Source organism: Streptomyces sp. NPDC005151, from assembly GCF_053599875.1.
The window spans coordinates 24,627-49,665 of the sequence record NZ_JBSFYR010000055.1 but is presented as its reverse complement, the minus strand read 5'-3'; the positions used below and the strand labels follow the sequence as shown (position 1 = coordinate 49,665).

The window sequence follows — 25,039 nt, the reverse complement described above, 5'->3', positions numbered from 1 at the left end:
TCCAGGTCCAGGACGTCCGGGAACACCGACTGGGTCGGCGGGGCAAGCCCCGCCGCGCGGGCGGCAACCACCACCCGGCTGCGCGACCAGTCCAGACCGGGCGGCTGAGTACCTGTACTCAGGCGCCGCGGGGGCGGCCGCAGCAGGATCGGGATCATGCTGTGGTCCGACCCCGAGAACAAGCCCCCGAAAGAGCTGCGCGACGCCCAGGACATGATGCGGCGCGTATGGCTGGTGCTTGCGCTCGCCATGGTCGTCGCGATGCTGGCGCTGGGCACACGCTGACGCCGTGGGCGCCCGGTGCCGCGGCGTGCGCCGAGGCCGTGGATGCGTGGCACTGCGGCGCGCCGGGCCCTTCTACGATGGCCGGTATGACTGATCAGCGCCGTCTCGTGCTCGCCTCCGCCTCCCCCGCCCGTCTCGGTCTGCTGCGCCAGGCCGGCTTCGCACCCGAGGTGATCGTCAGCGGTGTGGACGAGGACGCGCTGACCGCCCCGACGCCGGGCGAGCTGGCGCTCGTCCTCGCCGAGGCGAAGGCCGCCGCCGTGGCCGGCCGTCCGGAGGCCGCGGGGGCCCTGGTCATCGGGTGCGACTCGGTCCTCGAACTCGACGGCGAGGCGCTCGGGAGGCCGGCCGACAGCGAGGACGCCACCGCCCGCTGGAAGTCCATGCGCGGCCGGTCGGGGGTCCTGCAGACCGGCCACAGCGTGATCGACACGGCGACCGGGCGTACGGCGTCCGCGACGGCGTCCACCGTCGTCCGGTTCGGTGAGCCCACGGATGCCGAGATCGCCGCCTACGTCGCCTCGGGCGAGCCGCTCCATGTCGCGGGCGCCTTCACGCTGGACGGGCGCTCGGCACCGTTCATCGACTCCATCGAGGGCGACCACGGCAATGTCATCGGGCTCTCGCTGCCGCTGCTGCGCCGGCTCCTGGGCGAACTGGGTTTCTCCGTCACCGACTTGTGGGTCTGACACGCTCGGGCGGGTCACGCGGGCGCCGGAGCACCCTCTTCGGCGCCGCCGCCGTTCCCGTCCGCCTCGCCGTCACGCTTCTCGCGCACGGTCCCGTACGCCACCAGAGTCAGCACGATCAGTCCGAGCACGACCATCATGAAGGCGAACGCGGCCCAGCCGACCAGCCCCACGGTCAGCGCGCCCAGCACCCCGTGCACCACGGTGCAGCTGATCAGGGCGAACCGGCCGACCCGGCCGGGGGCGCGGTCCCGGATGCCGGTCAGCAGCAGGACGAGACCGCACAGCAGCAGATAGAGGCCGGCGACGCCGCCCATCGCCCACGCTCCGGCGGACATGGCGGCGGGATCGAGCCCGGCCAGTGACATCTCCTGGTTGTCGACGACCGTCGCCAGGATGCCGTTGACGAGCACCATGCCCGCGGCTTCCACGAACAGCACGATCGCGGCCACGAAAGCCACCGGTCTGCGCACCACGGCGCTCACCCCCTGTTACCTGCAGTACGTGCGATAGCGCGGACCCTACTAACGGGTAATCCTTCGGACAAGAGTTCAGACCGCCCCGCCTGCCTCTTTCCGCACCCGGACACGGATCACACTCGGAACACGAACCCCGCGTTGTCGTGCCCCTCGTGCGTCGCGCAAAGAAAACCCCGCCCATTAGTAGGTACTCCACAAAGAAACGCCAGGAGCTGGCGCTCCTCTGAACAGAGACCTGGACCACACCTCGTGGCTACTGTGCGGTCATGAATCCCGGCGTACCGTGGTGCCACAAGGGATTTCGCGCTTCGAGCAGGCCTCGAATCACGCTCCGTGTGGGCAAGCTCACCAATGGGGACGGGTCGTAAGGCCGTGTCGGTAGTCCCTAAACTCAGCTTGTTTCAAGGAGGGAGCCATCGTGCGCAAGGTGCTCATCGCCAACCGTGGCGAAATTGCTGTCCGTGTTGCTCGGGCGTGCCGGGATGCCGGGATCGGGAGCGTGGCCGTCTACGCCGACCCGGACCGGGACGCTCTGCATGTGCGTGCGGCCGACGAGGCATTCGCTCTGGGCGGTGACACCCCGGCCGCCAGCTACCTGGACATGGCCAAGGTGCTGCAGGCTGCCAAGGACTCGGGGGCGGACGCGATCCACCCGGGCTACGGCTTCCTGTCGGAGAACGCCGAGTTCGCCCAGGCCGTGCTGGACGCCGGGCTGACGTGGATCGGTCCGCCGCCGCAGGCGATCCGGGACCTGGGCGACAAGGTCGCCGCGCGGCACATCGCGCAGCGTGCCGGTGCGCCGCTGGTCGCCGGCACCCCGGACCCGGTGTCGGGTTCCGCAGAGGTCGTGGCATTCGCCGAGCAGCACGGGCTGCCGGTCGCGATCAAGGCGGCGTTCGGCGGCGGCGGTCGCGGGCTGAAGGTGGCCCGGACGCTGGAGGAGATCCCGGAGCTGTACGACTCCGCGGTCCGCGAGGCGGTCGCGGCGTTCGGGCGCGGGGAGTGCTTCGTGGAGCGCTACCTCGACAAGCCGCGGCACGTGGAGACGCAGTGCCTGGCCGACAGCCACGGCAATGTCGTCGTCGTGTCGACCCGTGACTGCTCGCTGCAGCGCCGCCACCAGAAGCTGGTGGAGGAGGCTCCCGCGCCGTTCCTGTCCGAGGCGCAGAACGCGGAGCTGTACGCGGCGTCGAAGGCGATCCTGAAGGAGGCCGGGTACGTCGGTGCGGGCACCGTGGAGTTCCTGGTCGGGGTGGACGGCACGATCTCGTTCCTGGAGGTCAACACCCGTCTCCAGGTCGAGCACCCGGTCACCGAGGAGGTCACCGGTCTCGACCTGGTCCGCGAGATGTTCCGGATCGCGGACGGCGAGAAGCTCGGTTACGACGACCCGGCGGTACGCGGGCACTCGTTCGAGTTCCGGATCAACGGTGAGGACCCGGGCCGCGGCTTCCTGCCCGCCCCGGGCACGGTGACGGTGTTCGCGCCGCCGACCGGTCCGGGTGTCCGCCTCGACGCGGGCGTCGAGTCCGGCTCGGTCATCGGCCCCGCCTGGGACTCGCTGCTGGCGAAGCTCATCGTGACCGGTGCGACGCGTGAGCAGGCTCTGCAGCGGGCGGCGCGCGCACTGGCCGAGTTCAACGTCGAGGGCATGGCCACCGCGATCCCGTTCCACCGCGCGGTCGTCACCGACCCGGCGTTCACCAGCGACCCGTTCCGCGTCCACACCCGCTGGATCGAGACCGAGTTCGTCAACGAGATCAAGCCCTTCGCCACCCCCGCCGACGCGGAGGCGGAGGAGGAGGCAGGCCGCGAGACGGTCGTCGTCGAGGTCGGCGGCAAGCGACTCGAGGTCTCCCTGCCCTCGTCGCTGGGCATGAGCCTGGCCCGCACCGGACTCGCGGCGGGCGCCAAGCCCAAGCGCCGCGCGGCGAAGAAAACCGGCTCCGCGATCTCCGGCGACACCCTCGCGTCCCCGATGCAGGGCACGATCGTCAAGATCGCCGTCGAGGAGGGCCAGGCGGTCAACGAGGGCGATCTGATCGTCGTCCTGGAGGCCATGAAGATGGAACAGCCCCTCAACGCGCACCGCGCCGGCACGATCAAGGGTCTGGCCGCAGAGGTCGGCGGCTCGGTCTCGTCCGGCGCCGTGATCTGCGAGATCAAGGACTGATCCACGGAGCCGTCCCGGGGCCCCTGCGGAGTCGTACGAACGACTCCGCAGGGGCCCTTGCCGTCTGCCGGCGCCGTCCCGGTGCCGCGGCGGGGTTCCGGTCCGGCCCCGGCAAGCGGAGGAGACCTACGTGTACGCAATGGCATCCTGGACCCCGGGGGGCGGAATAGGGAGGACTGCGCAATGGCGATGAGCACGGCACAGACGCCGGGCCGGCCCATGCGCGCCGACGCGCGCCGCAACTACGACCGGTTGCTGTGCGAGGCCCGTACGGCGTTCGCGGAGCACGGCACCGATGCCTCGCTGGAGGACATCGCACGCCGGGCGGGCGTGGGGATCGGCACGCTGTACCGGCACTTCCCGAACCGGCACGCGCTGATGAGCGCGGTGTTCCAGGAAGCAGTCGCCTCACTGCTCGCCCGCTCCCACGAGCTGGCTAAGGCGGATCCGTGCGGGGGTTTGGTGGACTGGCTCGGCGCGATCATCACCCATGCGGGTGAGTACCGCGGGCTTGCGCAGGCACTCATGTCGACGTCACGGGACGAGACTTCGGCCCTGTCCGACTGCAACGTGCCGCTGCGCGAGGCGGGGGCACGGCTACTCGCACGGGCGCAGGCAAGTGGGACGGTACGGGCGGACGTGTCGATCGGCGACCTGATGCAGCTGACGAATGCGATTGCGCTGGCGGCGGAGCAGGCGCCGGAGGATCCGGCGCTGGCCGGGCGACTGCTGACGCTGACGTTGCAGGGGCTGAAGGGGCCGCGGGCGGCGGCGGGCTGAGACTGCCCCTCAATCGCCGGAGGGGCCGGGTTCTGTCGGCCCCATCAAGTGCCGTAACCGGCAATGTTTGCCCCATGAGGAGCGTCGTCCGGTGCGTGCGGTCGCAAGGCGGCCGGAAGTCCCCCAGTGGGGTCTCCCCTGCTCGAACGAAGGTGAGAGCTTGGGGAAGGAGCTACCAGGACTTGTGGTCAACGCGGCGAGCGGGCGTGCTGGGCGGCGCGACGGGGCAAAGCTTGCCGGGAGGGGCACCAGCCCGTCCGGCACGTGGACGCTGGGGTTCGGGGCAGTGCCCCGATGGACTCAGCGGCGACGGAGGTCCGCCACGCGGGACCGGTCGCCCGGGGACTGATCCGTCAGGGCCGAAGCCGCGCTGCGCAGTTGCGGTCCCGGACCGCCATGCGTGCGCCGCTGACCGGGCAGGGGCATGTCGCGGCGCGCTTGGCGCCCCGACGGGTGGGAGTCGGTCCCGACCGGCCCCGTCCCCGCCCCGGCCACCGCGATCTGTACGCCCTGGTCGGCCAGCGCCTGCAACTCGGTGGCGGACCGCTCGTCGTGGGCCGGAGGTTCGTCCGTCACCAGACGGGTGATCAGGTCCGTGGGCACCGTCTGGAACATCGTGTCGGAGCCGAGCTTGGTGTGGTCCGCCAGGACCACCACCTCCGCGGCGGCCTGCACCAACGCCCGGTCGACGCTCGCCGAGAGCATGTTGGACGTGGACAGCCCCCGTTCCGCGGTGAGTCCGCTCCCGGACAGGAACGCGCGCGACACCCGCAGCCCCTGGAGCGACTGCTCCGCACCGCTGCCCACCAGGGCGTAGTTGGAACCGCGCAGGGTGCCTCCGGTCATCACCACTTCCACCCGGTTGGCATGGGCCAACGCCTGGGCGACCAGCAGTGAGTTGGTGACGACGGTCAGGCCGGGGATCCGCGCGAGCCGGCGGGCCAGCTCCTGCGTGGTCGTACCGGCTCCGACCACAATGGCCTCGCCCTCTTCGACGAGACCGGCGGCCAGGTCGGCGATGGCCGTCTTCTCCGCGGTGGCGAGATGGGATTTCTGCGGAAAGCCGGACTCCCGCGTAAAACCGCCCGGCAAAACCGCACCGCCATGCCGGCGGTCGAGGAGTCCTTCTGCCTCCAGTGCCCGCACGTCCCGCCGTACGGTCACTTCGGAGGTCTGGACGACGCGGGCGAGCTCACGGAGCGATACTGCCCCGTTGGCGCGCACCATTTCGAGGATCAACTGACGACGTTCTGCAGCGAACACGAAACTGACAGTAACGTGACCAGCCGAGAGTTTTCAGCAGTTTGCGCCGAATAACAGAAGTTGCACATACAAGGGGACGCCAAGTGATATAGGCGGCCCCGTTGTTGTTCCGTACTGATCGTCCGACGGCTTCCCGCCCGCCTGAGACCGACCGGCAATTGGGGGTCGGTCTGAGTTGCCAGGGGTTGCCGGGGAATGCCGGGTTCCCGAAGGCGCTTACGCCTCGCCCGTGAGCTTACGGGTGTGCAACTGACGAGCCACTTCCGCGATCGATCCCGACAGGGACGGATACACAGTGAAAGCGTTTGCGATCTGTTCCACCGTCAGATTGTTGTCGACCGCGATCGAGATGGGGTGGATCAGCTCGCTCGCCCGCGGCGCGACGACACAGCCGCCGACCACGATGCCGGTGCCGGGCCGGCAGAAGATCTTGACGAAGCCGTCGCGGATGCCCTGCATCTTGGCGCGCGGGTTGCGCAGCAGCGGCAGCTTGACCGCCCGGGCGTCGATCTTGCCGCAGTCGACGTCGGCCTGGCTGTAGCCGACGGTGGCGATCTCGGGGTCGGTGAAGACGTTCGAGGAGACCGTCTTCAGATTCAGCGGGGTCACCGCGTCACCGAGGAAGTGGTACATCGCGATCCGGCCCTGCATCGCGGCGACCGAGGCCAGCGCGAAGATGCCGGTGACGTCGCCGGCCGCGTACACGCCGGGGGCGCTGGTGCGGGAGACCTTGTCGGTCCAGATGTGGCCGGACTCCTTGAGCCGGACCCCGGCCTCCTCCAGGCCCATGCCCGCGCTGTTCGGGATCGCGCCGACCGCCATCAGGCAGTGCGAACCGGAGATGACCCGGCCGTCGGCGAGGGTGACCTCGACCCGGTCGCCGACGCGCTTCGCGGCCTGGGCGCGGGAGCGGGCCATGACGTTCATGCCGCGGCGCCGGAAGACGTCCTCCAGCACGGCGGCCGCGTCCGGGTCCTCGCCCGGCAGCACCCGGTCGCGGGACGAGACGAGCGTGACGCGGGAGCCGAGCGCCTGGTAGGCGCCGGCGAACTCGGCACCGGTGACACCGGAGCCGACCACGATGAGCTCCTCGGGGAGCTCGTCGAGGTCGTAGACCTGGGTCCAGTTCAGAATGCGCTCGCCGTCGGGGAGCGCGTCCGGGATCTCCCGGGGGTGGCCGCCGGTCGCGATCAGCACGGCGTCGGCGGTGAGCCTCTCCTCCGTACCGTCGGCCGCGGTCACGACGACCGTGCGGGAGCCGTCGGCGGCCTGGAGGCCTTCCAGACGCCCGCGGCCGCGCATCACCCGGGCCCCCGCACGGGTGACGGAGGCGGTGATGTCGTGGGACTGGGCGAGCGCCAGGCGCTTCACCCGTCGGTTGACCTTGCCGAGGTCGACACCGACCACCCGCGCCGCCTGCTCGACGTGCGGCGTGTCGTCGGCGACGATGATGCCCAACTCCTCGTACGAAGAGTCGAAGGTGGTCATCACCTCTGCCGTCGCGATCAGAGTCTTCGAGGGCACGCAGTCGGTGAGTACCGACGCGCCGCCGAGGCCGTCGCAGTCGACGACGGTCACCTCCGCGCCGAGCTGGGCGCCCACCAGTGCCGCCTCGTAGCCGCCGGGTCCGCCGCCGATGATCACGATCCGGGTCACGAAAAGTCCGCCTCGCGTATGTCATCCCGCGGCCGTCTGCCGCCCCGGCCGGGGGTCCGGGGGATCACCCCGGGGGTATGCAGTACGTACTCCATTGTCCCGCACGTGCCAACATGCTTCGCCCCGGGGCCCTCCATACGGGAGCCAGGACCGCGGAAGGGGCGCGGCGAGGTCCCCTTGCAGAGGCCTCCACTGGTTCTCCCCGGGGGCGCCGACCGGGGTCTTCCTCACAGGAAACGCCGCTCCCGGGGTCGCCTCCCGTACCCTCGACCCCATGTCGCTCTACGCCGCGTACGCCGGCAACCTCGACGCGCGGCTGATGACGCGCCGCGCACCGCATTCCCCGCTGCGCGGCACGGGCTGGCTCAACGGCTGGCGGCTGACCTTCGGCGGGGAGCAGATGGGCTGGGAAGGTGCGCTGGCCACGGTGGTGGAGGCGCCGCGCTCGCAGGTCTTCGTGACGCTGTACGACCTCGCGCCGATGGACGAGGACTCCATGGACCGCTGGGAGGGTGTCGGCCTCGACATCTACCGGCGGATGCGGGTCCGGGTGCACACCCTGGACGGCGAGGAGCCGGCCTGGATGTATGTGCTGAACGGGTACGAGGGCGGGCTGCCGTCCGCCCGCTATCTGGGCGAGATCGCGGACGCCGCCGAGTCGGCGGGCGCGCCGCACGACTATGTGATGGAGCTGCGCAAACGCCCCTGCTGACCCAGCGGACCAGCACTTTTGCATGAATGTACAAGCAGGCGTGGGCAGACTCTGCGTAGAGGCATCTACGCGCGTAGGGAATCACCGGCTACCCTCTTCCGCGTGAACGCATCTGTTATTCCGGACAACATCCAGGGCGACCCGCACGCCGCCGCTGCCGACGCCGCTGCCCGCCTGCGCGAGCTGACCGGTGCCGAGACCCACGACGTCGCCCTCGTGATGGGTTCCGGCTGGGCACCCGCGGGCGACGCGCTCGGCACTCCGGAGGCCGAGTTCCCGGTGACCGAACTGCCCGGCTTCCCGGCACCCGCCGTCCAGGGCCACGGCGGCACGATCCGCTCGTACCTGATCGGCGAGAAGCGCGCCCTGGTCTTCCTCGGCCGCACGCACTTCTACGAGGGCCGCGGCGTCGCCGCCGTCGCGCACGGGGTCCGTACCGCCGTCGCCGCCGGCTGCAAGACCGTCGTCCTGACGAACGGCTGCGGCGGTCTGCGCAAGGGCATGCGCCCCGGGCAGCCGGTCCTGATCAGCGACCACATCAACCTGACCGCGGCGTCCCCGATCGTCGGCGCCAACTTCGTCGACCTCACGGACCTGTACTCGCCGCGGCTGCGCGCGCTGTGCAAGGAGGTCGACGACACCCTCGAAGAGGGCGTGTACGTGCAGTTCCCCGGTCCGCACTACGAGACCCCGGCCGAGATCAACATGGTCCGTGTCATGGGCGGCGACCTGGTCGGCATGTCCACGGTGCTCGAAGCCATTGCCGCGCGGGAGGCGGGGGCGGAGGTGCTGGGCATCTCGCTCGTCACGAATCTGGCCGCCGGGCTGAGCGGGGAGCCGCTGAACCACGAAGAGGTACTGCAGGCAGGGCGGGACTCGGCGACCCGGATGGGGTCGTTGCTCGCGCGGGTGCTCGACCGCATCTGACCGGGCGTCGCCCTGCGGCGGGCGGTGGCTCCTGCCCGGGACCGCCCCGCGCGGCGTGCCACCCACCCGCACCCGGAAAACACCTCACCCCGCAGAAAGGCGGACACCGTGCAGCAGGACCTCATCACGCAGGCCAGGACCTGGCTCGCCGAGGACCCCGACCCCGAGACCCGCGACGAGCTCGCCAAGCTCATCGACGCCGAGGACCTCGACGCGCTCGCCGCACGGTTCGCCGGCACGCTGCAGTTCGGTACCGCCGGGCTCCGCGGTGAGCTGGGGGCCGGGCCGATGCGGATGAACCGGTCCGTCGTCATCCGCGCCGCCGCCGGTCTCGCCGCCTATCTGAAGGCGAAGGGGCAGACCGGCGGCACGGTCGTCATCGGGTACGACGCCCGGTACAAGTCCGCCGACTTCGCCCGCGACACTGCGGCCGTGATGACGGGTGCGGGTCTGCGCGCGGCGGTCCTCCCCCGCCCGCTCCCGACCCCCGTCCTGGCGTATGCCATACGTCACCTGGGCGCCGTCGCGGGCGTCGAGGTGACCGCGAGCCACAATCCGCCGCGCGACAACGGCTACAAGGTCTATCTGGGCGACGGCTCGCAGATCGTGCCCCCGGCGGACGGGGAGATCGCCGACGCGATCGCCGCGGTCGGCCCGCTGGCCGGCGTGGACCGGCCGGAGAGCGGCTGGGAGATCCTCGGCGACGAGGTCCTGGACGCCTATCTGGCCCGTACGGACGCGGTGCTCGACGCCGGGTCCCCGCGTACCGCCCAGGTCGTGTACACCGCCATGCACGGCGTCGGCACGTCCGTCCTGACCGCGGCCTTCGCCCGCGCCGGGTTCCCGGAGCCGGTGCTCGTCGCCGAGCAGGCCGAGCCCGACCCGGCGTTCCCCACGGTCGCGTTCCCGAACCCGGAGGAGCCGGGGGCGATGGATCTCGCGTTCGCCACCGCCCGGCACGCGCACCCGGACATCGTCATCGCCAACGACCCGGACGCCGACCGCTGCGCCGTCGCCGTCCCGGACGCGTCCGTGGACGGCGGCTGGCGGATGCTGCGCGGCGACGAGGTCGGCGCGCTGCTCGCCGCCCATCTGGTGGCCCGCGGTGCCACCGGTGTCTTCGCCGAGTCGATCGTGTCGTCGTCGCTGCTCGGCCGGATCGCCGAGAAGGCGGGGAACGGGTACGAGGAGACGCTGACCGGCTTCAAGTGGATCGCCCGCGTCGACGGCCTGCGGTACGGGTACGAGGAGGCGCTCGGCTACTGCGTCGACCCCGACGGCGTACGTGACAAGGACGGCATCACGGCCGCACTGCTCGTCGCCGAGCTGGCCTCCGTGCTCAAGGAGCAGGGGCGCACGCTCCTCGATCTCCTCGACGACCTCGCGGTCGAGCACGGGCTGCACGCCACCGACCAGCTCTCGGTCCGGGTGGAGGACCTGTCGGTCATCGCGGACGCCATGCGGCGGCTGCGCGAGGCCCCGCCGACCGCGCTCGCGGGGCTCGCCGTCACCTCGGCCGAGGATCTGTCGGAGGGCACGGAGCAGCTGCCGCCCACCGACGGACTCCGCTACCACCTGGAGGGTGCCCGGGTGATCGTCCGGCCGAGCGGCACCGAGCCGAAGCTCAAGTGCTACCTGGAGGTCGTGGTGCCGGTCGCTTCGACGGACGAGCTGCCCGCGGCCCGTGCGCGGGGTGCGGAGCTGCTCGCCGGGATCAAGCGGGACCTGGCGACGGCGGCCGGGATCTGACCGGTCACGGCGGCGGGTTTCACGTACGCGTCAGGTACGCATCAGGAACGTGAAGCCGGTGTCCGGGCCCACGCAGGACCGGAGGGGCAGGTCGCCCCGGTACCGGCCGTGGGCCGCACCGCCGGCGGGGGACGTCCGGGCGATCAGGCGGACGTGGTGTGCTCACACGCACCTCGTCGCTGATCGTCCTGGGCCGTCCCCCGCTCCGTTTCGGATCCACCGCGCAGAACCCCGCTCGTTGAAGGCGGGGATGACATCGCGCACGTGGTCCTCGCCGACCCGCATCGGCGACGCAGCCGCCTGATCGGCGGAAGGGGCGCCCCGTGCGGGTGGCTCGGTGGGTGTCCGCGCGGCTACTTGATGTTGAGCAGCTGCTCCAGCGGGTCGATCGCGAAGTAGACGAGGAAGAGCGTCGCGGTGCCCCAGAGCAGCCAGTGGACTTCGCGGGCCTTGCCCAGGCACGCCTTGATGACCACGTAGGAGAGGAAGCCGGCGCCGATGCCGTTGGTGATGGAGTAGGTCATCGGCATGACGGCGATGGTCAGGAAGGCGGGAATGGCGAGTTCGTACCGGTCCCAGTCGATGTGCTTGACCTGGGTCATCATCAGGAACCCGACCGCGATGAGGGCGGGGGCCGCAGCCTGGAGGGGCACGATGGTGAGAACGGGGGTGAAGAAGAGGGCGAGGGCGAACAGGCCACCGGTGATGAGGTTGGCGAACCCGGTGCGCGCGCCTTCGCCGACACCGGCGGCGGACTCGATGTAGGTGGTGGCGGACGAGGCGGAGGCGGCGCCGCCGGCGACGGCGGCTGCGCCGTCGATGAGCAGCACGCGGCCCAGACCGGGGACCTGGCCGCGCTCGTCGAGGAGTCCGGCTTCGGCGGTGACGCCGACGACGGTGCCCATCGTGTCGAAGAAGTCGGACAGGATGAGGGTGAAGACGAGCAGGACGACGGTCAGCACGCTGACCTGACCGAACGAGCCGAACAGATCGAACTTGCCCAGGAGCCCGAAGTCGGGTGCGGCGACGGGCTTGTCGGGCAGCGAGGGGTTAGTCAGACCCCAGGACTTGATGTCGGCAATCCCGTTGATGACGACGGCGACGACGGTCATCACGACGATGCTGATGAGGATGGCGCCCTGCACCTTGCGGGCCAGGAGGACGATCGTCATCAGCACGCCGAGACAGAAGACGAGCATGGGCCACCCGGTGAGGGCGCCTGTGCCGATCTGAACGGGCACGGTGGTGTGCGCGGCGTCCGGGATGCGGGTGACGAACCCGGAGTCGACGAAGCCGATGAAGGCGATGAACAGGCCGATGCCGACGCTGATGGCTTGTTTGAGAGCTTGCGGAATGGCGTGCATGATGGCCTCGCGCAGGCCGGTCATCACCAGTACGCAGATCAGCAGGCCTTCGAGCACGATGAGGCCCATCGCGTCTTCCCAGCTCATCAGGGGGGCGATCTGGAAGGCGGTGACGGCGTTGAGACCCAGGCCCGCGGCAAGGGCGAGCGGCAGGTTGCCGCCCACACCCATGATCACGGTCATCACGGCGGCCACCAGGGCCGTGGCGGTGGCTAGTTGGCCGGCGTCCAGCTGGTGGCCGAACTTGTCCTCGGTACTGCTGAGGATGATCGGGTTGAGTACGAGGATGTACGCCATGGTGAAGAAGGTGGCGAACCCGCCGCGTATCTCACGGCCGTACGTCGAGCCGCGTTCGCCGATGCGGAAGAACCGGTTGAGCGGGCCACCGGGTCTGATTGTCGGCGCTTCGGCCTGGCCTGTCGTGCTGGTGTGCATGACTGCGTCTCCTGGACCTGCAAGTGCGAGGGAAAACATGGCAGTGGCGCCGGAAGCGTGTGTCGGTCGGTTGCACGAACACACGTACGGCGCCTTGCGAGCGGATCATACGCGGCAGAGGCGTGATCTCAATCGCTTTGCGGAATCAATTAGTTGACCTTCCCGCAGCACCCCTGTCGGTTCCTCCAAAATCACCGGCGACCTATCCAGCCAAACCGGGATGCGGGCGACAGCGGCCATGGAGTTCACCCCGGGTGACTCCCTACTCTCATTCCGTGCATCCACCGCTCCCCTTCAACGCGCGCGCCGCCCGCCTCCTGCGCGAGAAACTCGGGATGGCCCCCGGCCACGTCGCTTACGGCATGCGCGCCTCCTACGGCACGACCCACATCACCCCCGACCACATCACCGCGTGGGAACGCGGCACCGCACTGCCCACCGCCAGCGAACTCACCGCACTGGCCGGCGCCTTGTGGTGCAACCCCCGCGAACTCATGGGCGCCCCCCGCACCCTGCGCGAACACCGTCTCGCCCGCAGACTGGCCGCCGAGGACGTCGCCCGCGCCACCGGCCTCACCCTCGACGCCTACCACCAGATGGAAGAAACCGGCCGATGGGCCGGCGACAAACGGCAGTCCGCCAAACTCGGCGCCCTCCTCAACCTCCCCCCACGCGACTTCATCGCCATCACCGGCCTGGAGGACGAACTCGCCGGCCTCCTCACCGAAGCCGTCTCCACCCGCTGGCAGGCCCACATCCGCGCCATCGCCCGCCTCGTCTCCACGGAACGCCGCCACCTGGAAGACCCCCTGCGCGACATGCACCACGAGTACCAGACCCTCATGGCCGCCACCCTCAGCCGAGCCGGCGGCACCACCGCCTCCGGCGAAAACGGACGACGCTACATCGACGACATCGTCAACCACTTCTGGGCCCGGCTCCCGGAGCATTAGCCACGCGTGTCCGCGCGGCCGGTGCATCGTGAGCCAACATGATTAGGTAGACTGGTCTACCTAATCATGGGCCACGGGAGGCAGACATGACCGAGGCGGGCGCCACCGGGCAGCAGCCGGGAAAGCGGCGGCGAGCAGGGCCTGCGCGGGGACGGATTCTCGATGCCGCGGCGCGGCGGTTCTACGCCGACGGCGTGGCGGCGACAGGGATCGACACGATCACGGCCGAGGCGGGCGTGGCGAAGATGAGCCTCTACAACAACTTCGCCTCCAAGGCCGACCTCGTCCGCGCCTACCTCCAGGCCCGCCACGAGGAGTGGCTCGGCCTCTACCAGCGGCGCCTGGCCGACGCGCAGAGCCCGCGGGAGGCCGCACTGGCTGTCTTCGACGCCTACGCCGACCATGCCGGTCTCGCCTACGAGCACGGCTTCCGCGGCTGCGGGCTGCTCAACGCGGCCGCCGAACTGCCGACCGGGCACGAGGGCCGGGCGGTGGTGCGCCGCCACAAGGAGGAGGTCGAGAGCCTGCTCACGGCCCACCTCCAAGAGCTGCTGCCCGGCCGGGACGAGCAGGCCCGGGCCACGGCGGAACACCTGGCGTTCCTGCTCGAAGGGGCCATCGTGCGCGCGGGCCTCGAAGGCGACGGCGCACGCATGCGGCGCGCCCGCGACATGGCGGCGCGTCTGGTGGACGGCCTGTGACGCGGCCTGCCGGGCGCGCCGCGGGCTGCCCCGCATCCCGGTCAGTACCGCGACCACCCTGTCCCTGCTGGAGCCCGCCGTAGCGGCCGTGTTCGCGGTCCTGGTCGTGGGCGAACACCTGCCCGCCCTCGGCTGGACCGGGGTCGTCCTCGTCATTGCCTGCCTCGGTGTGCTGACCGTTCCCTCCCGGCGTCGGCATCTTCCCGCCGTGTCGCAGGAAGTCCGGACCGCGCCCGGTGGACCCGGCCCCGCGGCCGCCGGACGCCGAATGCGCACGCCGCTGCGCGATGGATCGGGTTCGATCGAGCGGGCGCGATGATTTCGAGGCCGTGCGACAGTCTCTGATGCTGTAAACCCGGAGCGGGAAAAAGGGGAGCCGAAGACGGCGCACCGCACACCCTCGAACTGGCCTCGGCGGTCACCAGCGGCACGGGCGTGCATGTGTGCACCTACCGGACGACCGCGGAGGACCGACCCGGCGGACGGAGCTGCCTCGCGACCGGGACCGCCCGCGTGCGTACGTCGGGGGCCGATCGTCGTACGCGCGTACTCCGGCCCGCCTCAGAGCCTGTCGGGTGACCTCTGATCGGGCGGTCACGCCCTGGCACGCACGCTTCCCGCGTTGCCGAAATGCCCTAGTAGCTCCTTCCCCAAGCTCTCAGCTTCGTTCGAGCAGGGGAGACCCCATCCGAGGGCCTTCCGGCGCCTTGGAATCGCACGCACCAGACCACGTCCGCTTTCCGATCGAAGGTCACCCGACAGGCTCTCAGCCGGTCGCGAGCAGCACCACCAGCAGCACCACGCCGACCACCGCCGGGGCGATCAACTCGTACGCCCAGCGAACCGAAACCGAAGACTCCGAGGACGCCGAAGACCGTGCGGCCGCACCCGCCCCCGTCTTCGCCCGCTCCATCAGCTCACGGAGGTCCGCCATGGACTGGTCGGCCGTCGCCATGCGGGACCTGTCGTCCCGGACATCGGCGTGCGCGGACGTCCGGCCGTACGGGTCGTCCAGCGACTGCCGGGCCTGCTGCCGTGCCGCCTTCTTGCGCTGCCGCAGCGACACCGGCACCGCCCACAGCTGGTACTTCGCGCCGTCCTGGGTGAACAGTTCGGTGGAGAACCTGGCCCGCACGTCCGCGACCGCCGCCCACGGCATCGTGATCGTCCGGAACGGGTTGCGGATCCGGATCCGCTCCTCGTTCGCCGACACGACCGGTCGCAGCGTGAACGCGACGATCAACGGCACAGCCGTCAGCAGCCCGGCCAGGGCCAGCCACGGCGTCCGCCCGTCACCCCTGATCAGGGCATCCACGCCGAGCCAGCCGATCAGCAGGAGCAGCAGGACACCGCCCATCATCCCGGCGGGCGACCGGAAGGTCCGGTCGGCGTAGGTCGGCTCGGTGGGAGGTGTGGGGCTCGTCATGAGGCCGATTCTGCCTGACGTGCACAAGTCCCGCCGGAGCGGCCACCCCTCACCCGGACGGCACCGCGCCCCCACGCCGGTGGCCCCTCCCCCCTGTACAGGCCGCTACGCGCGTAGATATGCTCGTCTGGTGACCATGCCCACCACTGCACCCGCATTCTCCGACGCCACCGCGTCCGACAGTGCGCTGCGCCGCTTCCTGCACGGGCTGCCCGGCGTCGACGCCGTCGGCCTCGAAGCGCGCGCCGCGTCCCTCGGAACCCGTTCGATCAAGACGACGGCCAAGGCGTACGCCATCGACCTCGCCATCTCGATGATCGACCTGACGACGCTGGAAGGCGCGGACACCCCGGGCAAGGTCCGGGCTCTCGCCGCCAAGGCCGTCAATCCCGACCCGACCGACCGCACGACCCCGCGCACCGCCGCGGTCTGCGTCTATCCCGACTTGGCGGCGACGGCCGCCGCCGCGCTGGCCGGTTCCGGCGTGAAGGTGGCGTCCGTCGCGACGGCCTTCCCCGCCGGGCGCGCGGCGCTCGACGTGAAGCTCGCGGACGTCCGCGACGCCGTGGCCGCCGGGGCCGACGAGATCGACATGGTGATCGACCGGGGCGCCTTCCTCTCCGGCCACTACCTCAAGGTGTACGAGGAGATCCTCGCTGTAAAGGCCGAGTGCGCCCGTGCCGACGGCACCGACGCCCGCCTCAAGGTCATCTTCGAGACCGGCGAGCTGTCCACCTACGACAACATCCGCCGCGCCTCCTGGCTCGGCATGCTGGCGGGCGCGGACTTCATCAAGACGTCGACCGGCAAGGTCGGGACCAACGCCACGCCCGCGAACACCCTGCTGATGCTGGAGGCCGTGCGCGACTTCCGGGAGCAGACCGGTGTGCAGATCGGTGTGAAGCCCGCCGGCGGCATCCGCACCTCCAAGGACGCGATCAAGTTCCTCGTCCTGGTCAACGAGACCGCCGGCGAGGACTGGCTGGACAACCACTGGTTCCGCTTCGGCGCGTCGAGTCTGCTCAACGACCTGCTGATGCAGCGCCAGAAGCTGGCCACCGGCCGCTACTCCGGCCCCGACTACGTGACGGTGGACTGATCCCCATGGCATCTGCATTCGAGTACGCCCCCGCCCCCGAGTCGCGCTCGGTCGTCGATATCGCGCCCTCGTACGGCCTGTTCATCGACGGCGAGTTCACCGACGCGGCCGACGGCAAGGTTTTCAAGACGGTCTCGCCGAGCAGCGAAGAGGTGCTCTCCGAGGTCGCGCAAGCCGGCGCCGCGGACGTCGACCGGGCCGTGAAGGCGGCCCGCAAGGCATTCGAGAAGTGGTCGGCACTGCCGGGCTCCGAGCGCGCCAAGTACCTGTTCCGGATCGCCCGGATCATCCAGGAGCGCTCGCGCGAGCTTGCCGTTCTCGAAACCCTCGACAACGGCAAGCCGATCAAGGAGACCCGTGACGCGGACCTCCCGCTGGTCGCGGCGCACTTCTTCTACTACGCGGGCTGGGCCGACAAGCTCGACCACGCGGGCTACGGCGCGAACCCGCGCCCGCTCGGTGTCGCGGGCCAGATCATCCCGTGGAACTTCCCGCTGCTCATGCTGGCGTGGAAGATCGCCCCGGCGCTCGCCACCGGCAACACGGTGGTCCTCAAGCCCGCCGAGACGACCCCGCTCTCCGCGCTCTTCTTCGCGGACATCTGCCGCCAGGCGGGGCTGCCGAAGGGCGTCGTGAACATCCTCACCGGGTACGGCGACGCGGGCGCGGCCCTCGTCGAGCACCCGGACGTCAACAAGGTCGCCTTCACCGGCTCGACCGCGGTCGGCAAGGCCATCGCCCGCCAGATCGCGGGCACCGACAAGAAGGTCACCCTGGAGCTGGGTGGCAAGGGCGCCAACATCGTCTTCGACGACGCCCCGATCGACCAGGCCGTCGAGGGCGTCGTCACCGGCATCTTCTTCAACCAGGGGCAGGTCTGCTGCGCGGGCTCGCGCCTCCTCGTACAGGAGTCGATCCAGGACGAGCTGCTGGACTCCCTGAAGCGCCGGCTGACCACGCTGCGCCTCGGCGACCCGCTGGACAAGAACACCGACATCGGTGCGATCAACTCCGCGGAGCAGCTCTCCCGGATCACGGCACTGGTCGGGACGGGCGAGGCGGAGGGCGCCGAGCGCTGGTCCGCCCCGTGCGAACTCCCGTCCTCCGGCTACTGGTTCGCCCCGACGCTGTTCACGAACGTCACCCAGGCGCACACCATCGCCCGCGACGAGATCTTCGGCCCGGTGCTCTCGGTCCTGTCGTTCCGCACGCCGGACGAGGCGGTGGCCAAGGCCAACAACAGCCAGTACGGCCTGTCGGCCGGCATCTGGACGGAGAAGGGCTCCCGCATCCTCGCGGTGGCGAGCAAGCTCCGGGCGGGCGTCGTCTGGGCCAATACGTTCAACAAGTTCGACCCGACCTCGCCGTTCGGCGGATACAAGGAGTCGGGCTTCGGCCGCGAAGGCGGCCGTCACGGCCTGGAGGCGTACCTCGATGTCTGACCGCTTGACTGTGCTGAAGACCTACAAGCTGTACGTCGGGGGCAAGTTCCCCCGCTCCGAGAGCGGCCGGGTGTACGAGGTGACGGCGAAGACATCAGCCGCTGGCGCGGCGGGCAAGGGCAAGTGGCTGGCGAACGCCCCGCAGTCCTCCCGCAAGGACGCACGGGACGCGGTCGTGGCCGCCCGCAAGGCGTTCGGCGGCTGGTCGGGCGCAACAGCGTACAACCGCGGCCAGATCCTCTACCGCATCGCGGAGATGCTGGAGGGCCGCAAGGACCAGTTCGTACGGGAAGTGGCGGACGCGGAGGGGCTTTCGAAGTCCAAGGCGGCGGCCGTCGTGGACGCGGCGATCGACCGCTGGGTCTGGTACGCGGGCTGGACCGACAAGATCGGCCAGATCGTGGGCGGGGCGAACCCGGTCGCGGGCCCGTTCTTCAACCTTTCCACGCCCGAGCCGACGGGCGTGGTCGCGGTCGTCGCGCCGCAGAAGTCGTCGTTCCTGGGTCTGGTCTCCGTCGTCGCGCCGGTGATCGCGACCGGCAACACGGCGGTCGTCATCGCGTCCGCCGACGCCCCGCTCCCGGCGCTGTCCCTGGGCGAGGTGCTGGCCACCTCCGACCTGCCGGGCGGTGTGGTGAACATCCTGTCCGGGAAAACGGCGGAGCTCGCGGCCCCGCTCGCATCCCACCAGGACGTGAACGCGATCGATCTCACGGGCGCCGACGCCGATCTGGCGAAGGAGCTGGAGATCGCGGCAGCGGACAACCTGAAGCGCGTTCTCCGCCCACCGGTCTCCCGCCACCACCCGGAGAAGGAAGCGCAGAGCGCCGCTCGTCCACAGGCTGTGGACGGAAACGACTGGTCGGCCGACCCGGGCACGGACCGCCTGACGGCCTTCCTGGAGACCAAGACGGTCTGGCACCCCACAGGCGCACTCGGCGTCTCGGGTTCCTCCTACTGACCGACGCGGCTGCGGCCCGCCCCTCCGGCAACACTGCGGAGGGACGGGCCGCAGCCCTGTGCGCCGGGATCAGCCGTGCACCAGCCCCGTCACCTACCCCACCAACGGCAGGTCGTTCAGCGCACCACCCCTGCTCAGCGGGTCGGTGACGATGCCCGTGGTGACCGGCTTGAAGTCGGCGATCTGCGTCCCCACCCTGTTGGTCAGCGGGTCCGCACCCGTCTTGGCCAGCGGGTCGAGCTGAAGGTTCGTGACCGGAGAGACCCCGTGTCCGAGTGCCCCGGTCGCCGCGCCCCCGGTCGCCTCACCGACCGCGGCGAGGCTGCTGTCGGCGCCCGAGGCCGGAGCGATGGGCAGCGGCGCCGCCTGTGCCGCCGCACCTCCCGCACCGAGCGCGGCGCCCACCGCGGTGACGGTCAGACCTGCGCGCAGCAGCGCGCGGCGCCGGGACCTGGAAAGTGCATGTCGTGCCATGGAATTCCCACCTGCTCGATGCCAATCGAGTAATTATTTGTGTGCGTAGAGTAGTTGAGGTGTGATGCTGGATACCAACACGGACACCGGGGGATCCCCTGCGCGGGTCAATGCCTCACACTCGTGTCCTGTGAGTTCCCAACCGATCCCGACCCGCGTCGTGCTGCTCGCGGGCCCCTCCGGCTCCGGCAAGTCCTCCCTGGCCGCCCGCACCGACCTTCCGGTGCTGCGCCTGGACGACTTCTACAAGGAGGGCGACGACCCCACACTGCCGCTGGTACCGGGCAGTTCGGACATCGACTGGGACTCCGCACAGTCCTGGGACGCGGATGCGGCGGTCGCCGCCATCACGGAGCTGTGCCGCACGGGGCGTACGCACGTCCCGGTGTACGACATCGCCACCAGCTCAAGGATCGACCGCGAGGCGCTCCACATCGAGCGGACGCCGCTGTTCGTGGCCGAGGGCATCTTCGCGGCGGACATAGTCGAGCGATGCCAGGAACTGGGTGTCCTGGCGGACGCTCTGTGCCTGCGCGGCCGCCCGACGACGACGTTCCGCCGCCGGCTGCTGCGGGATCTGCGCGAGGGCCGCAAGTCCGTGCCGTTCCTGCTGCGACGGGGGTGGCGGCTGATGCGCGCGGAGCGGCGGATCGTGGCACGGCAGACGGCGCTGGGCGCTCACCCGTGCGGGAAGCAGGAGGCGCTCGGGCGCCTGGCGGCGGCTGCGGCAGGGCGGTGCCGCCGGGCACCGGTGGCGCGCGAGGTGGCGTAGCCGGTCGGACGCCGGGGGCTTACGCGTCCCGCAGCCTCAGAGCCTGTCGGGTGACCTCTGATCGGGCGGCCACGCCCTGGCACGCACGCTTCCCGCGTTGCCGAAACGCCCTAGTAGCTCCTTCCCCAAGCTCTCAGCTTCGTTCGAGCAGGGGAGACCCCATCCGAGGGCCTTCCAGCGCCTTGGAATCGCACGCACCAGACCACGTCCGCTTTCCGATCGAAGGTCACCCGACAGGCTCTCAGGACCAGCCCCCTCCCAGCAGCGCGGCCACGGCCCATCCCGTGAGCACTCCCAGCCCTGCCCACGGGCCGATGCGAACGTGCCGGCCAGGCTGCGCTCGATGGTCTGCCCGCCCGCGGTCACGGGCCCGCCCACGGCCGGTGCGATGTCGCCGGACCCGGTGACGGTGAACGTGTCGCCCGCCCGGCGGTGGTGACGGCCTACGAATCGGGCCTGGTCGTCCCGGGCTCCGGGGCAGAACCCCGGGTCCAAGGCCGTCGCGCGATTGAGGACCGGGGCCGGGGCAGAGCCCCGCGAGGCCCCCTGCCTTCCCCGCGCCCGCCCCGCCCCGGACGCACCGCAGGGCCGGACAGGACCCCCCGGCCCATCCGACCCCGCTGCGTTCCCCCGTAACGGCCTCCCCCGCGACAGGGAGTGTGCTCCCCATCGTGAAGGAGGCCGTAAGCCCGCCGCTTCCCCCGAAGCAGCAGTCCCCGGATCCCCCGGTTCCCCCGCTGCCTTCAGGCCACCAGCTCGCCGAAGGACTCCTCCTCGTCACGGCCGAAGCTCAGCACCTCGTCCTCGCGCAGCCGCCGCAGCGACCGCCAGATGCTCGACTTCACCGTGCCGACACTGATGTCGAGGATCGACGCGATCTCGGGGTCCGTGCGCCCCTCGTAGTACCGCAGGACCAGCATCGTGCGCTGGAGTTCCGGCAGCCGCGCCAGCGCCTGCCAGAGCACGGCACGCAGTTCCGTACCGCGCATCGCGTCCGTGTCGCCCACCGTCTCCGGCAGTTCCTCGGTCGGGTATTCGTTCAACTTGCGTCGGCGCCACGCGCTGATGTGTAGATTGGTCATGGTGCGGCGCAAGTACCCGCCGACCGCCGCCTTGTCACTGATCCGGTCCCACGCCCGGTACGTGGAGAAGAGGGCGCTCTGCAGCAGGTCCTCGGCCTCGAACCGGTCACCGGTCAGGTGGTAGGCGGTTGCGTACAGGGAGGCGCGGCGCTCCTGGACGTAGGCCGTGAACGCCGCTTCGGCGTCCGAGCTCTCCGTCCGGGACGTCCGCTCCCCCGTGACCTCCCCGTACGCGGCTCCCCCGCCGACTGCCGCAGTTGCGTCGACCACCGTCATACAGGACGTGTGCTGACGCCCGGCGCCACGAACGCACCCCCGGCCTCCCCCGAGCTCCCGGTTCCGCTCGAGCAGGGAGGCACCCCCTCCGGTGCCGGACTTCTCGGTGCCCCTGCCGACGTCGTGGAGACGCGTGACAACTGCGCTTGTGGTCGTGCTGTGCAGTGCGTTCATCTCGCGCCCCCCGTCGGTGGAGTCCGTCCGTTCCTTGTGCCAATGAGCTTGCCCGGGCTGTTTCATGGCGTTGTCCGCCGACTGTCACAGACCTGTCACAGGGCCTCCCACCGGTGCGCCGGATGTATGAGAGCGCTTCAAGTGTCGAACTGAAGCTCCACCATGGGCCAGAATGACCTCCGTGCCCTTCCTGTTGCTGATCGAGGACGACGACGCCATCCGCACGGCCCTCGAACTCTCGCTGTCGCGCCAGGGCCACCGTGTGGCCACCGCGGCGACGGGAGAGGACGGCCTGAAACTGCTGCGCGAGCAGCGGCCGGACCTGATCGTGCTGGATGTGATGCTGCCCGGCATCGACGGTTTCGAGGTGTGCCGCCGCATCCGGCGCACCGACCAGCTGCCGATCATTCTGCTGACCGCGCGCAGCGACGACATCGACGTCGTGGTCGGACTGGAGTCCGGCGCCGACGACTATGTGGTGAAGCCCGTGCAGGGCCGGGTGCTCGACGCCCGGATCCGTGCGGTGCTGCGCCGCGGTGAGCGCGAATCCACGGACTCGGCGACGTTCGGGAACGTCGTCATCGACCGTTCCGCGATGACCGTGACGAAGAACGGGGAGGACCTGCAGCTCACGCCGACCGAGCTGCGGCTCCTGCTCGAACTGAGCCGTCGCCCCGGACAGGCCCTGTCGCGCCAGCAGTTGCTGCGGCTGGTCTGGGAGCACGACTATCTCGGTGACTCCCGGCTGGTCGACGCCTGTGTGCAGCGGCTGCGCGCCAAGGTGGAGGACGTGCCGTCCTCGCCGACCCTGATCCGTACCGTACGCGGTGTGGGCTACCGGCTGGACTCGCCTCAGTGAGTGCTGCCGCCAAGCGCAGCCTGCTCGCCGGACTTCGCTGGACCAGTCTGCGGCTGCGGCTCGTCGTCGTGTTCGCACTGGTGGCGCTGACCGCCGCGGTGTCGGCCTCGGGAATCGCGTACTGGCTCAACCGCGAGGCGGTCCTGACGCGGACGCAGGATGCGGCGCTCGGGGATTTCCGGCAGGAGATGCAGAACCGGGCGGCTTCGCTGCCGCTGCGCCCGACCAAGGACGACCTGCAGAACACCGCGGTGCAGATGGCGAGCAGCAGCCCCGGCTACAGCGTGCTGCTCGTCGACAAGCGTGACGGCGGCAAGCCGATCGTGGGCAACTCCGACCTGGACTCGTTCACGCTCGACAACGTGCCGCTCTCGCTGCAGCGGCAGGTCAACCGGAAGCAGCCGGTGGAGGCGGGCAACAAGTACGCGTACCACCTGTTCTGGCAGCGGACCTCGATCCGCGGTACGCCGTACCTGGTGGCCGGCACGAAGATCATCGGTGGTGGTCCGACCGGCTACATGCTGAAGTCGCTGGACCAGGAACGGCAGGACCTCAACTCCCTTGCGTGGTCGCTGGGGATCGCCACGGCTCTCGCCCTGGTCGGCTCCGCGCTGCTGGCGCAGGCCGCCGCGACGACGGTGCTGCGCCCGGTGCAGCGGCTCGGTGACGCGGCGCGCAAGCTGGGCGAGGGGAAACTCGACACCCGCCTCGTGGTGTCCGGCACCGATGAACTCGCCGATCTCTCCCGCACGTTCAACAAGGCCGCGAGTTCGCTGGAGAAGAAGGTCGCGGACATGAGCGCGCGGGAGGAGTCCAGCCGCCGGTTCGTCGCCGACATGTCGCACGAACTGCGGACCCCGCTCACCGCGATCACCGCGGTCGCCGAGGTGCTGGAGGACGAGGCCGACAGCCTCGACCCGATGATCGCGCCCGCCGTGCACCTGGTGGTCAGCGAGACCCGGCGGCTCAACGACCTGGTGGAGAACCTGATGGAGGTCACCCGCTTCGACGCGGGTACCGCCCGGCTCGTCCTCGACACGGTCGATGTCGCCGACCAGGTCACCGCCTGCATCGACGCCCGCGCCTGGCTGGACGCGGTGGATCTGGACGCCGAGCGCGGCATGATGGTCCGCCTCGATCCGCGCCGGCTCGATGTGATCCTGGCCAATCTGATCGGCAACGCGCTGAAGCACGGCGGTTCGCCGGTACGGGTCGCGGTACGGACCGACGGCGCCGAACTCGTCATCGAGGTGCGCGACCACGGCCCCGGCATTCCCGAGGACGTCCTGCCGCACGTCTTCGACCGTTTCTACAAGGCCAGTGCGTCCAGGCCGCGTTCGGAGGGCAGCGGGCTGGGTCTGTCGATCGCCATGGAGAACGCACACATCCACGGCGGTGACATCACCGCGGCGAACTCGCCGGACGGCGACGGCGCGGTGTTCGTCCTGCGGCTGCCGCGCGATGCCGAGCAGCTCACCCGCACCGCGCAGGATCACGACGCGGAGGTCCAGGACGAGGAGGGCGACGCGACGTGATGCGCAGCAACCGTGGTAGGTGCCGGGCGCGCCGCTCGGCCGGGGCGCTGGCCGGCGCCGTCGTCTGTGCCGTGCTGGCCGCCGGGTGCGGGATCAGGACCACCTCGGTGCCGGTCGACGCGGGGGCCGCGCCGTCGCGGGTGCCGTGCTCGATGTCTGCGGAGGACGTCAGCACACAGGCGTCGAAGGGCATCCCGGTCCAGATCTATCTGGTCTGCGCCTCGCAACTGGTCACGGTGGACCGCGCGGTACAGGTCCACGACCCGAAGGCGGACCGGATCCGGGTGGCGCAGGCGCTCCTCGGCGAGCTGCAGCAGGAACCGGCCGGCGACGAGCGCCAGGCCGGCTTCTCCACGACCGTGCCGACCACGCTCCGGATCAGCGAGGCGCGTCGGGGCGATCCGGCGGCCGCGCTGCGGCTCAGCGAGCAGCCGGAGGACCTGCCGTCGGAGGCGCTGGCGCAGATCGTGTGCACCTACGCGGAGAGCGAGTCGCTCGCCCCGGACGGCACGGTGATGCTCGGCGGACCGGGGAACTACGCGCCGCGCGGCTATCTGTGCACTTCGGAGACGAAGGCCCGGCCGAAGTCCGTGTCGACGCTCGGCGCGCTCGAGCTGCCCTGACGGCCTCCCCCACGACAGGGAGTGGATCAGCGAGCGGTGTCATGCGGCTTCGACGGCAAGGCGGAGGACGGAGTCGACGCGGAGCGTCGGTGACCGACAACAACGCCGAAGGGGGCCCCTCCCTGCTCGAGCGAAGCCCAGAGCTTGGGG

24 protein-coding genes and 1 pseudogene are annotated in these 25,039 nt (G+C 70.5%); 17 read left to right on the top strand and 8 right to left on the bottom strand.

The features are described from left to right. A pseudogene (locus ACWD6R_RS26010) lies at positions 1 to 98 on the bottom strand (CoA ester lyase); the annotation flags it as partial. Between the two features lie 58 nt (positions 99 to 156). Between ACWD6R_RS26010 and mmpB the strand changes: the two are divergent. Next, a complete protein-coding gene (gene mmpB / locus ACWD6R_RS26005; protein WP_266982230.1) occupies positions 157 to 285 on the top strand; it encodes a morphogenic membrane protein MmpB in 129 nt (42 codons plus the stop codon). Between the two features lie 77 nt (positions 286 to 362). Then, a complete protein-coding gene (locus tag ACWD6R_RS26000) occupies positions 363 to 974 on the top strand; it encodes a nucleoside triphosphate pyrophosphatase (protein ID WP_451820907.1) in 612 nt (203 codons plus the stop codon). A gap of 14 nt (positions 975 to 988) precedes the next feature. On the opposite strand, the gene ACWD6R_RS25995 is transcribed toward ACWD6R_RS26000, so the two are convergent. Beyond that, the gene (locus ACWD6R_RS25995) at positions 989 to 1,459 is read right to left on the bottom strand and encodes a hypothetical protein (protein WP_451820906.1); all 471 of its coding nucleotides are present in this window, start codon (positions 1,457 to 1,459) and stop codon (positions 989 to 991) included. Between the two features lie 412 nt (positions 1,460 to 1,871). On the opposite strand from ACWD6R_RS25995, the gene ACWD6R_RS25990 reads away from it, so the two are divergent. Continuing rightward, positions 1,872 to 3,626: an acetyl/propionyl/methylcrotonyl-CoA carboxylase subunit alpha gene (locus ACWD6R_RS25990; RefSeq protein ID WP_451820905.1), complete on the top strand. Its 1,755-nt coding sequence runs from the start codon at positions 1,872 to 1,874 to the stop codon at positions 3,624 to 3,626. 183 nt (positions 3,627 to 3,809) lie between these two features. Beyond that, positions 3,810 to 4,406: a TetR/AcrR family transcriptional regulator gene (locus ACWD6R_RS25985; protein ID WP_384036428.1), complete on the top strand. Its 597-nt coding sequence runs from the start codon at positions 3,810 to 3,812 to the stop codon at positions 4,404 to 4,406. A 300-nt stretch (positions 4,407 to 4,706) separates the two neighbouring features. Here the strand turns inward: ACWD6R_RS25985 and ACWD6R_RS25980 are convergent, their stop codons facing one another. Together ACWD6R_RS25980 and ACWD6R_RS25975 are read right to left on the bottom strand one after the other, a co-directional pair. Then, positions 4,707 to 5,669, bottom strand: a complete 963-nt coding sequence (locus tag ACWD6R_RS25980; protein WP_451820904.1) for a DeoR/GlpR family DNA-binding transcription regulator — start codon at positions 5,667 to 5,669, stop codon at positions 4,707 to 4,709. Positions 5,670 to 5,885: 216 nt separating this feature from the next. Further along, entirely contained in the window at positions 5,886 to 7,325 is a 1,440-nt protein-coding gene (locus tag ACWD6R_RS25975; RefSeq protein WP_451820903.1) for an NAD(P)H-quinone dehydrogenase, read from the bottom strand. A 274-nt stretch (positions 7,326 to 7,599) separates the two neighbouring features. Between ACWD6R_RS25975 and ACWD6R_RS25970 the strand changes: the two genes are divergently transcribed. From ACWD6R_RS25970 to ACWD6R_RS25960, 3 genes are all read left to right on the top strand, one after another. Beyond that, the gene (locus tag ACWD6R_RS25970; protein WP_358857946.1) at positions 7,600 to 8,037 is read left to right on the top strand and encodes a gamma-glutamylcyclotransferase; all 438 of its coding nucleotides are present in this window, start codon (positions 7,600 to 7,602) and stop codon (positions 8,035 to 8,037) included. Positions 8,038 to 8,139: 102 nt separating this feature from the next. Beyond that, the gene (locus ACWD6R_RS25965) at positions 8,140 to 8,964 is read left to right on the top strand and encodes a purine-nucleoside phosphorylase (protein ID WP_451820902.1); all 825 of its coding nucleotides are present in this window, start codon (positions 8,140 to 8,142) and stop codon (positions 8,962 to 8,964) included. 108 nt (positions 8,965 to 9,072) lie between these two features. Then, positions 9,073 to 10,713, top strand: coding sequence for a phospho-sugar mutase (locus tag ACWD6R_RS25960; protein WP_451820901.1), 1,641 nt, complete (start codon positions 9,073 to 9,075; stop codon positions 10,711 to 10,713). 353 nt (positions 10,714 to 11,066) lie between these two features. Here the strand turns inward: ACWD6R_RS25960 and ACWD6R_RS25955 are convergent, their stop codons facing one another. Continuing rightward, complete coding sequence (locus ACWD6R_RS25955) at positions 11,067 to 12,512, bottom strand: NCS2 family permease (RefSeq protein ID WP_451820900.1); 1,446 nt, start codon at positions 12,510 to 12,512, stop codon at positions 11,067 to 11,069. Between the two features lie 275 nt (positions 12,513 to 12,787). Here ACWD6R_RS25955 and ACWD6R_RS25950 point away from each other — a divergent pair, with 275 nt between their 5' ends. The 3 genes from ACWD6R_RS25950 to ACWD6R_RS25940 all read left to right on the top strand — a co-directional run bounded on the left by ACWD6R_RS25950 (position 12,788) and on the right by ACWD6R_RS25940 (position 14,485). Beyond that, positions 12,788 to 13,465 carry a helix-turn-helix domain-containing protein gene (locus ACWD6R_RS25950; protein ID WP_451820899.1) on the top strand — a complete coding sequence of 226 codons (678 nt, stop codon included), beginning with the start codon at positions 12,788 to 12,790 and terminating at the stop codon, positions 13,463 to 13,465. Between the two features lie 86 nt (positions 13,466 to 13,551). Then, positions 13,552 to 14,166, top strand: coding sequence for a TetR/AcrR family transcriptional regulator (locus tag ACWD6R_RS25945; RefSeq protein WP_451820898.1), 615 nt, complete (start codon positions 13,552 to 13,554; stop codon positions 14,164 to 14,166). Positions 14,167 to 14,254: 88 nt separating this feature from the next. Next, the gene (locus ACWD6R_RS25940; protein ID WP_451820897.1) at positions 14,255 to 14,485 is read left to right on the top strand and encodes a hypothetical protein; all 231 of its coding nucleotides are present in this window, start codon (positions 14,255 to 14,257) and stop codon (positions 14,483 to 14,485) included. Between the two features lie 447 nt (positions 14,486 to 14,932). On the opposite strand, the gene ACWD6R_RS25935 is transcribed toward ACWD6R_RS25940, so the two are convergent. Further along, entirely contained in the window at positions 14,933 to 15,592 is a 660-nt protein-coding gene (locus tag ACWD6R_RS25935) for a PH domain-containing protein (protein ID WP_451820896.1), read from the bottom strand. A 136-nt stretch (positions 15,593 to 15,728) separates the two neighbouring features. Here ACWD6R_RS25935 and deoC point away from each other — a divergent pair, with 136 nt between their 5' ends. Genes deoC through ACWD6R_RS25920 form a run of 3 tightly spaced genes read left to right on the top strand, consistent with a single transcriptional unit; the run spans position 15,729 to position 19,094 of the window. After that, a complete protein-coding gene (gene deoC, locus ACWD6R_RS25930; protein WP_451820911.1) occupies positions 15,729 to 16,691 on the top strand; it encodes a deoxyribose-phosphate aldolase in 963 nt (320 codons plus the stop codon). A gap of 5 nt (positions 16,692 to 16,696) precedes the next feature. Then, complete coding sequence (locus ACWD6R_RS25925) at positions 16,697 to 18,133, top strand: aldehyde dehydrogenase family protein (RefSeq protein WP_451820895.1); 1,437 nt, start codon at positions 16,697 to 16,699, stop codon at positions 18,131 to 18,133. Beyond that, positions 18,126 to 19,094, top strand: a complete 969-nt coding sequence (locus ACWD6R_RS25920) for an aldehyde dehydrogenase family protein (protein ID WP_451820894.1) — start codon at positions 18,126 to 18,128, stop codon at positions 19,092 to 19,094. Before ACWD6R_RS25925 ends, ACWD6R_RS25920 begins: the two co-directional genes overlap by 8 nt. A 93-nt stretch (positions 19,095 to 19,187) precedes the next feature. On the opposite strand, the gene ACWD6R_RS25915 is transcribed toward ACWD6R_RS25920, so the two are convergent. Continuing rightward, positions 19,188 to 19,568: a hypothetical protein gene (locus ACWD6R_RS25915; protein WP_451820893.1), complete on the bottom strand. Its 381-nt coding sequence runs from the start codon at positions 19,566 to 19,568 to the stop codon at positions 19,188 to 19,190. Positions 19,569 to 19,632: 64 nt separating this feature from the next. Here ACWD6R_RS25915 and ACWD6R_RS25910 point away from each other — a divergent pair, with 64 nt between their 5' ends. Further along, on the top strand, positions 19,633 to 20,340 hold the full coding sequence (locus tag ACWD6R_RS25910; RefSeq protein ID WP_451820892.1) for a uridine kinase family protein: 708 nt from the start codon (positions 19,633 to 19,635) through the stop codon (positions 20,338 to 20,340). Positions 20,341 to 21,083: 743 nt separating this feature from the next. Here ACWD6R_RS25910 and ACWD6R_RS25905 read toward each other — a convergent pair. Next, positions 21,084 to 21,872: a SigE family RNA polymerase sigma factor gene (locus ACWD6R_RS25905; RefSeq protein ID WP_451820891.1), complete on the bottom strand. Its 789-nt coding sequence runs from the start codon at positions 21,870 to 21,872 to the stop codon at positions 21,084 to 21,086. Between the two features lie 181 nt (positions 21,873 to 22,053). On the opposite strand from ACWD6R_RS25905, the gene afsQ1 reads away from it, so the two are divergent. From afsQ1 to ACWD6R_RS25890, 3 genes are read left to right on the top strand one after another with little or no spacing between them, the layout of a single operon-like run. Then, entirely contained in the window at positions 22,054 to 22,731 is a 678-nt protein-coding gene (afsQ1, locus tag ACWD6R_RS25900; protein ID WP_189275392.1) for a two-component system response regulator AfsQ1, read from the top strand. Further along, entirely contained in the window at positions 22,728 to 24,266 is a 1,539-nt protein-coding gene (locus ACWD6R_RS25895; RefSeq protein WP_451820890.1) for an ATP-binding protein, read from the top strand. The genes afsQ1 and ACWD6R_RS25895 overlap by 4 nt, the downstream gene beginning before the upstream one ends. After that, entirely contained in the window at positions 24,266 to 24,889 is a 624-nt protein-coding gene (locus tag ACWD6R_RS25890) for a hypothetical protein (protein WP_451820910.1), read from the top strand. Before ACWD6R_RS25895 ends, ACWD6R_RS25890 begins: the two co-directional genes overlap by 1 nt. Positions 24,890 to 25,039: the final 150 nt, after the last annotated feature.

What these genes read in the sequence shown, in the direction of transcription:
- mmpB (WP_266982230.1), top strand. Translation starts at nt 157, where the DNA reads ATGCTGTGGTCCGACCCCGAGAACAAGCCCCCGAAAGAGCTGCGCGAC.
- ACWD6R_RS26000 (WP_451820907.1), top strand. Translation starts at nt 363, where the DNA reads ATGGCCGGTATGACTGATCAGCGCCGTCTCGTGCTCGCCTCCGCCTCC.
- ACWD6R_RS25985 (WP_384036428.1), top strand. Translation starts at nt 3,810, where the DNA reads ATGGCGATGAGCACGGCACAGACGCCGGGCCGGCCCATGCGCGCCGAC.
- ACWD6R_RS25970 (WP_358857946.1), top strand. Translation starts at nt 7,600, where the DNA reads ATGTCGCTCTACGCCGCGTACGCCGGCAACCTCGACGCGCGGCTGATG.
- ACWD6R_RS25955 (WP_451820900.1), bottom strand. Translation starts at nt 12,512, where the DNA reads ATGCACACCAGCACGACAGGCCAGGCCGAAGCGCCGACAATCAGACCC.
- ACWD6R_RS25945 (WP_451820898.1), top strand. Translation starts at nt 13,552, where the DNA reads ATGACCGAGGCGGGCGCCACCGGGCAGCAGCCGGGAAAGCGGCGGCGA.
- ACWD6R_RS25935 (WP_451820896.1), bottom strand. Translation starts at nt 15,592, where the DNA reads ATGACGAGCCCCACACCTCCCACCGAGCCGACCTACGCCGACCGGACC.
- deoC (WP_451820911.1), top strand. Translation starts at nt 15,729, where the DNA reads ATGCCCACCACTGCACCCGCATTCTCCGACGCCACCGCGTCCGACAGT.
- ACWD6R_RS25925 (WP_451820895.1), top strand. Translation starts at nt 16,697, where the DNA reads ATGGCATCTGCATTCGAGTACGCCCCCGCCCCCGAGTCGCGCTCGGTC.
- ACWD6R_RS25920 (WP_451820894.1), top strand. Translation starts at nt 18,126, where the DNA reads ATGTCTGACCGCTTGACTGTGCTGAAGACCTACAAGCTGTACGTCGGG.
- ACWD6R_RS25915 (WP_451820893.1), bottom strand. Translation starts at nt 19,568, where the DNA reads ATGGCACGACATGCACTTTCCAGGTCCCGGCGCCGCGCGCTGCTGCGC.
- ACWD6R_RS25910 (WP_451820892.1), top strand. Translation starts at nt 19,633, where the DNA reads ATGCTGGATACCAACACGGACACCGGGGGATCCCCTGCGCGGGTCAAT.
- ACWD6R_RS25905 (WP_451820891.1), bottom strand. Translation starts at nt 21,872, where the DNA reads ATGAACGCACTGCACAGCACGACCACAAGCGCAGTTGTCACGCGTCTC.
- ACWD6R_RS25890 (WP_451820910.1), top strand. Translation starts at nt 24,266, where the DNA reads ATGCGCAGCAACCGTGGTAGGTGCCGGGCGCGCCGCTCGGCCGGGGCG.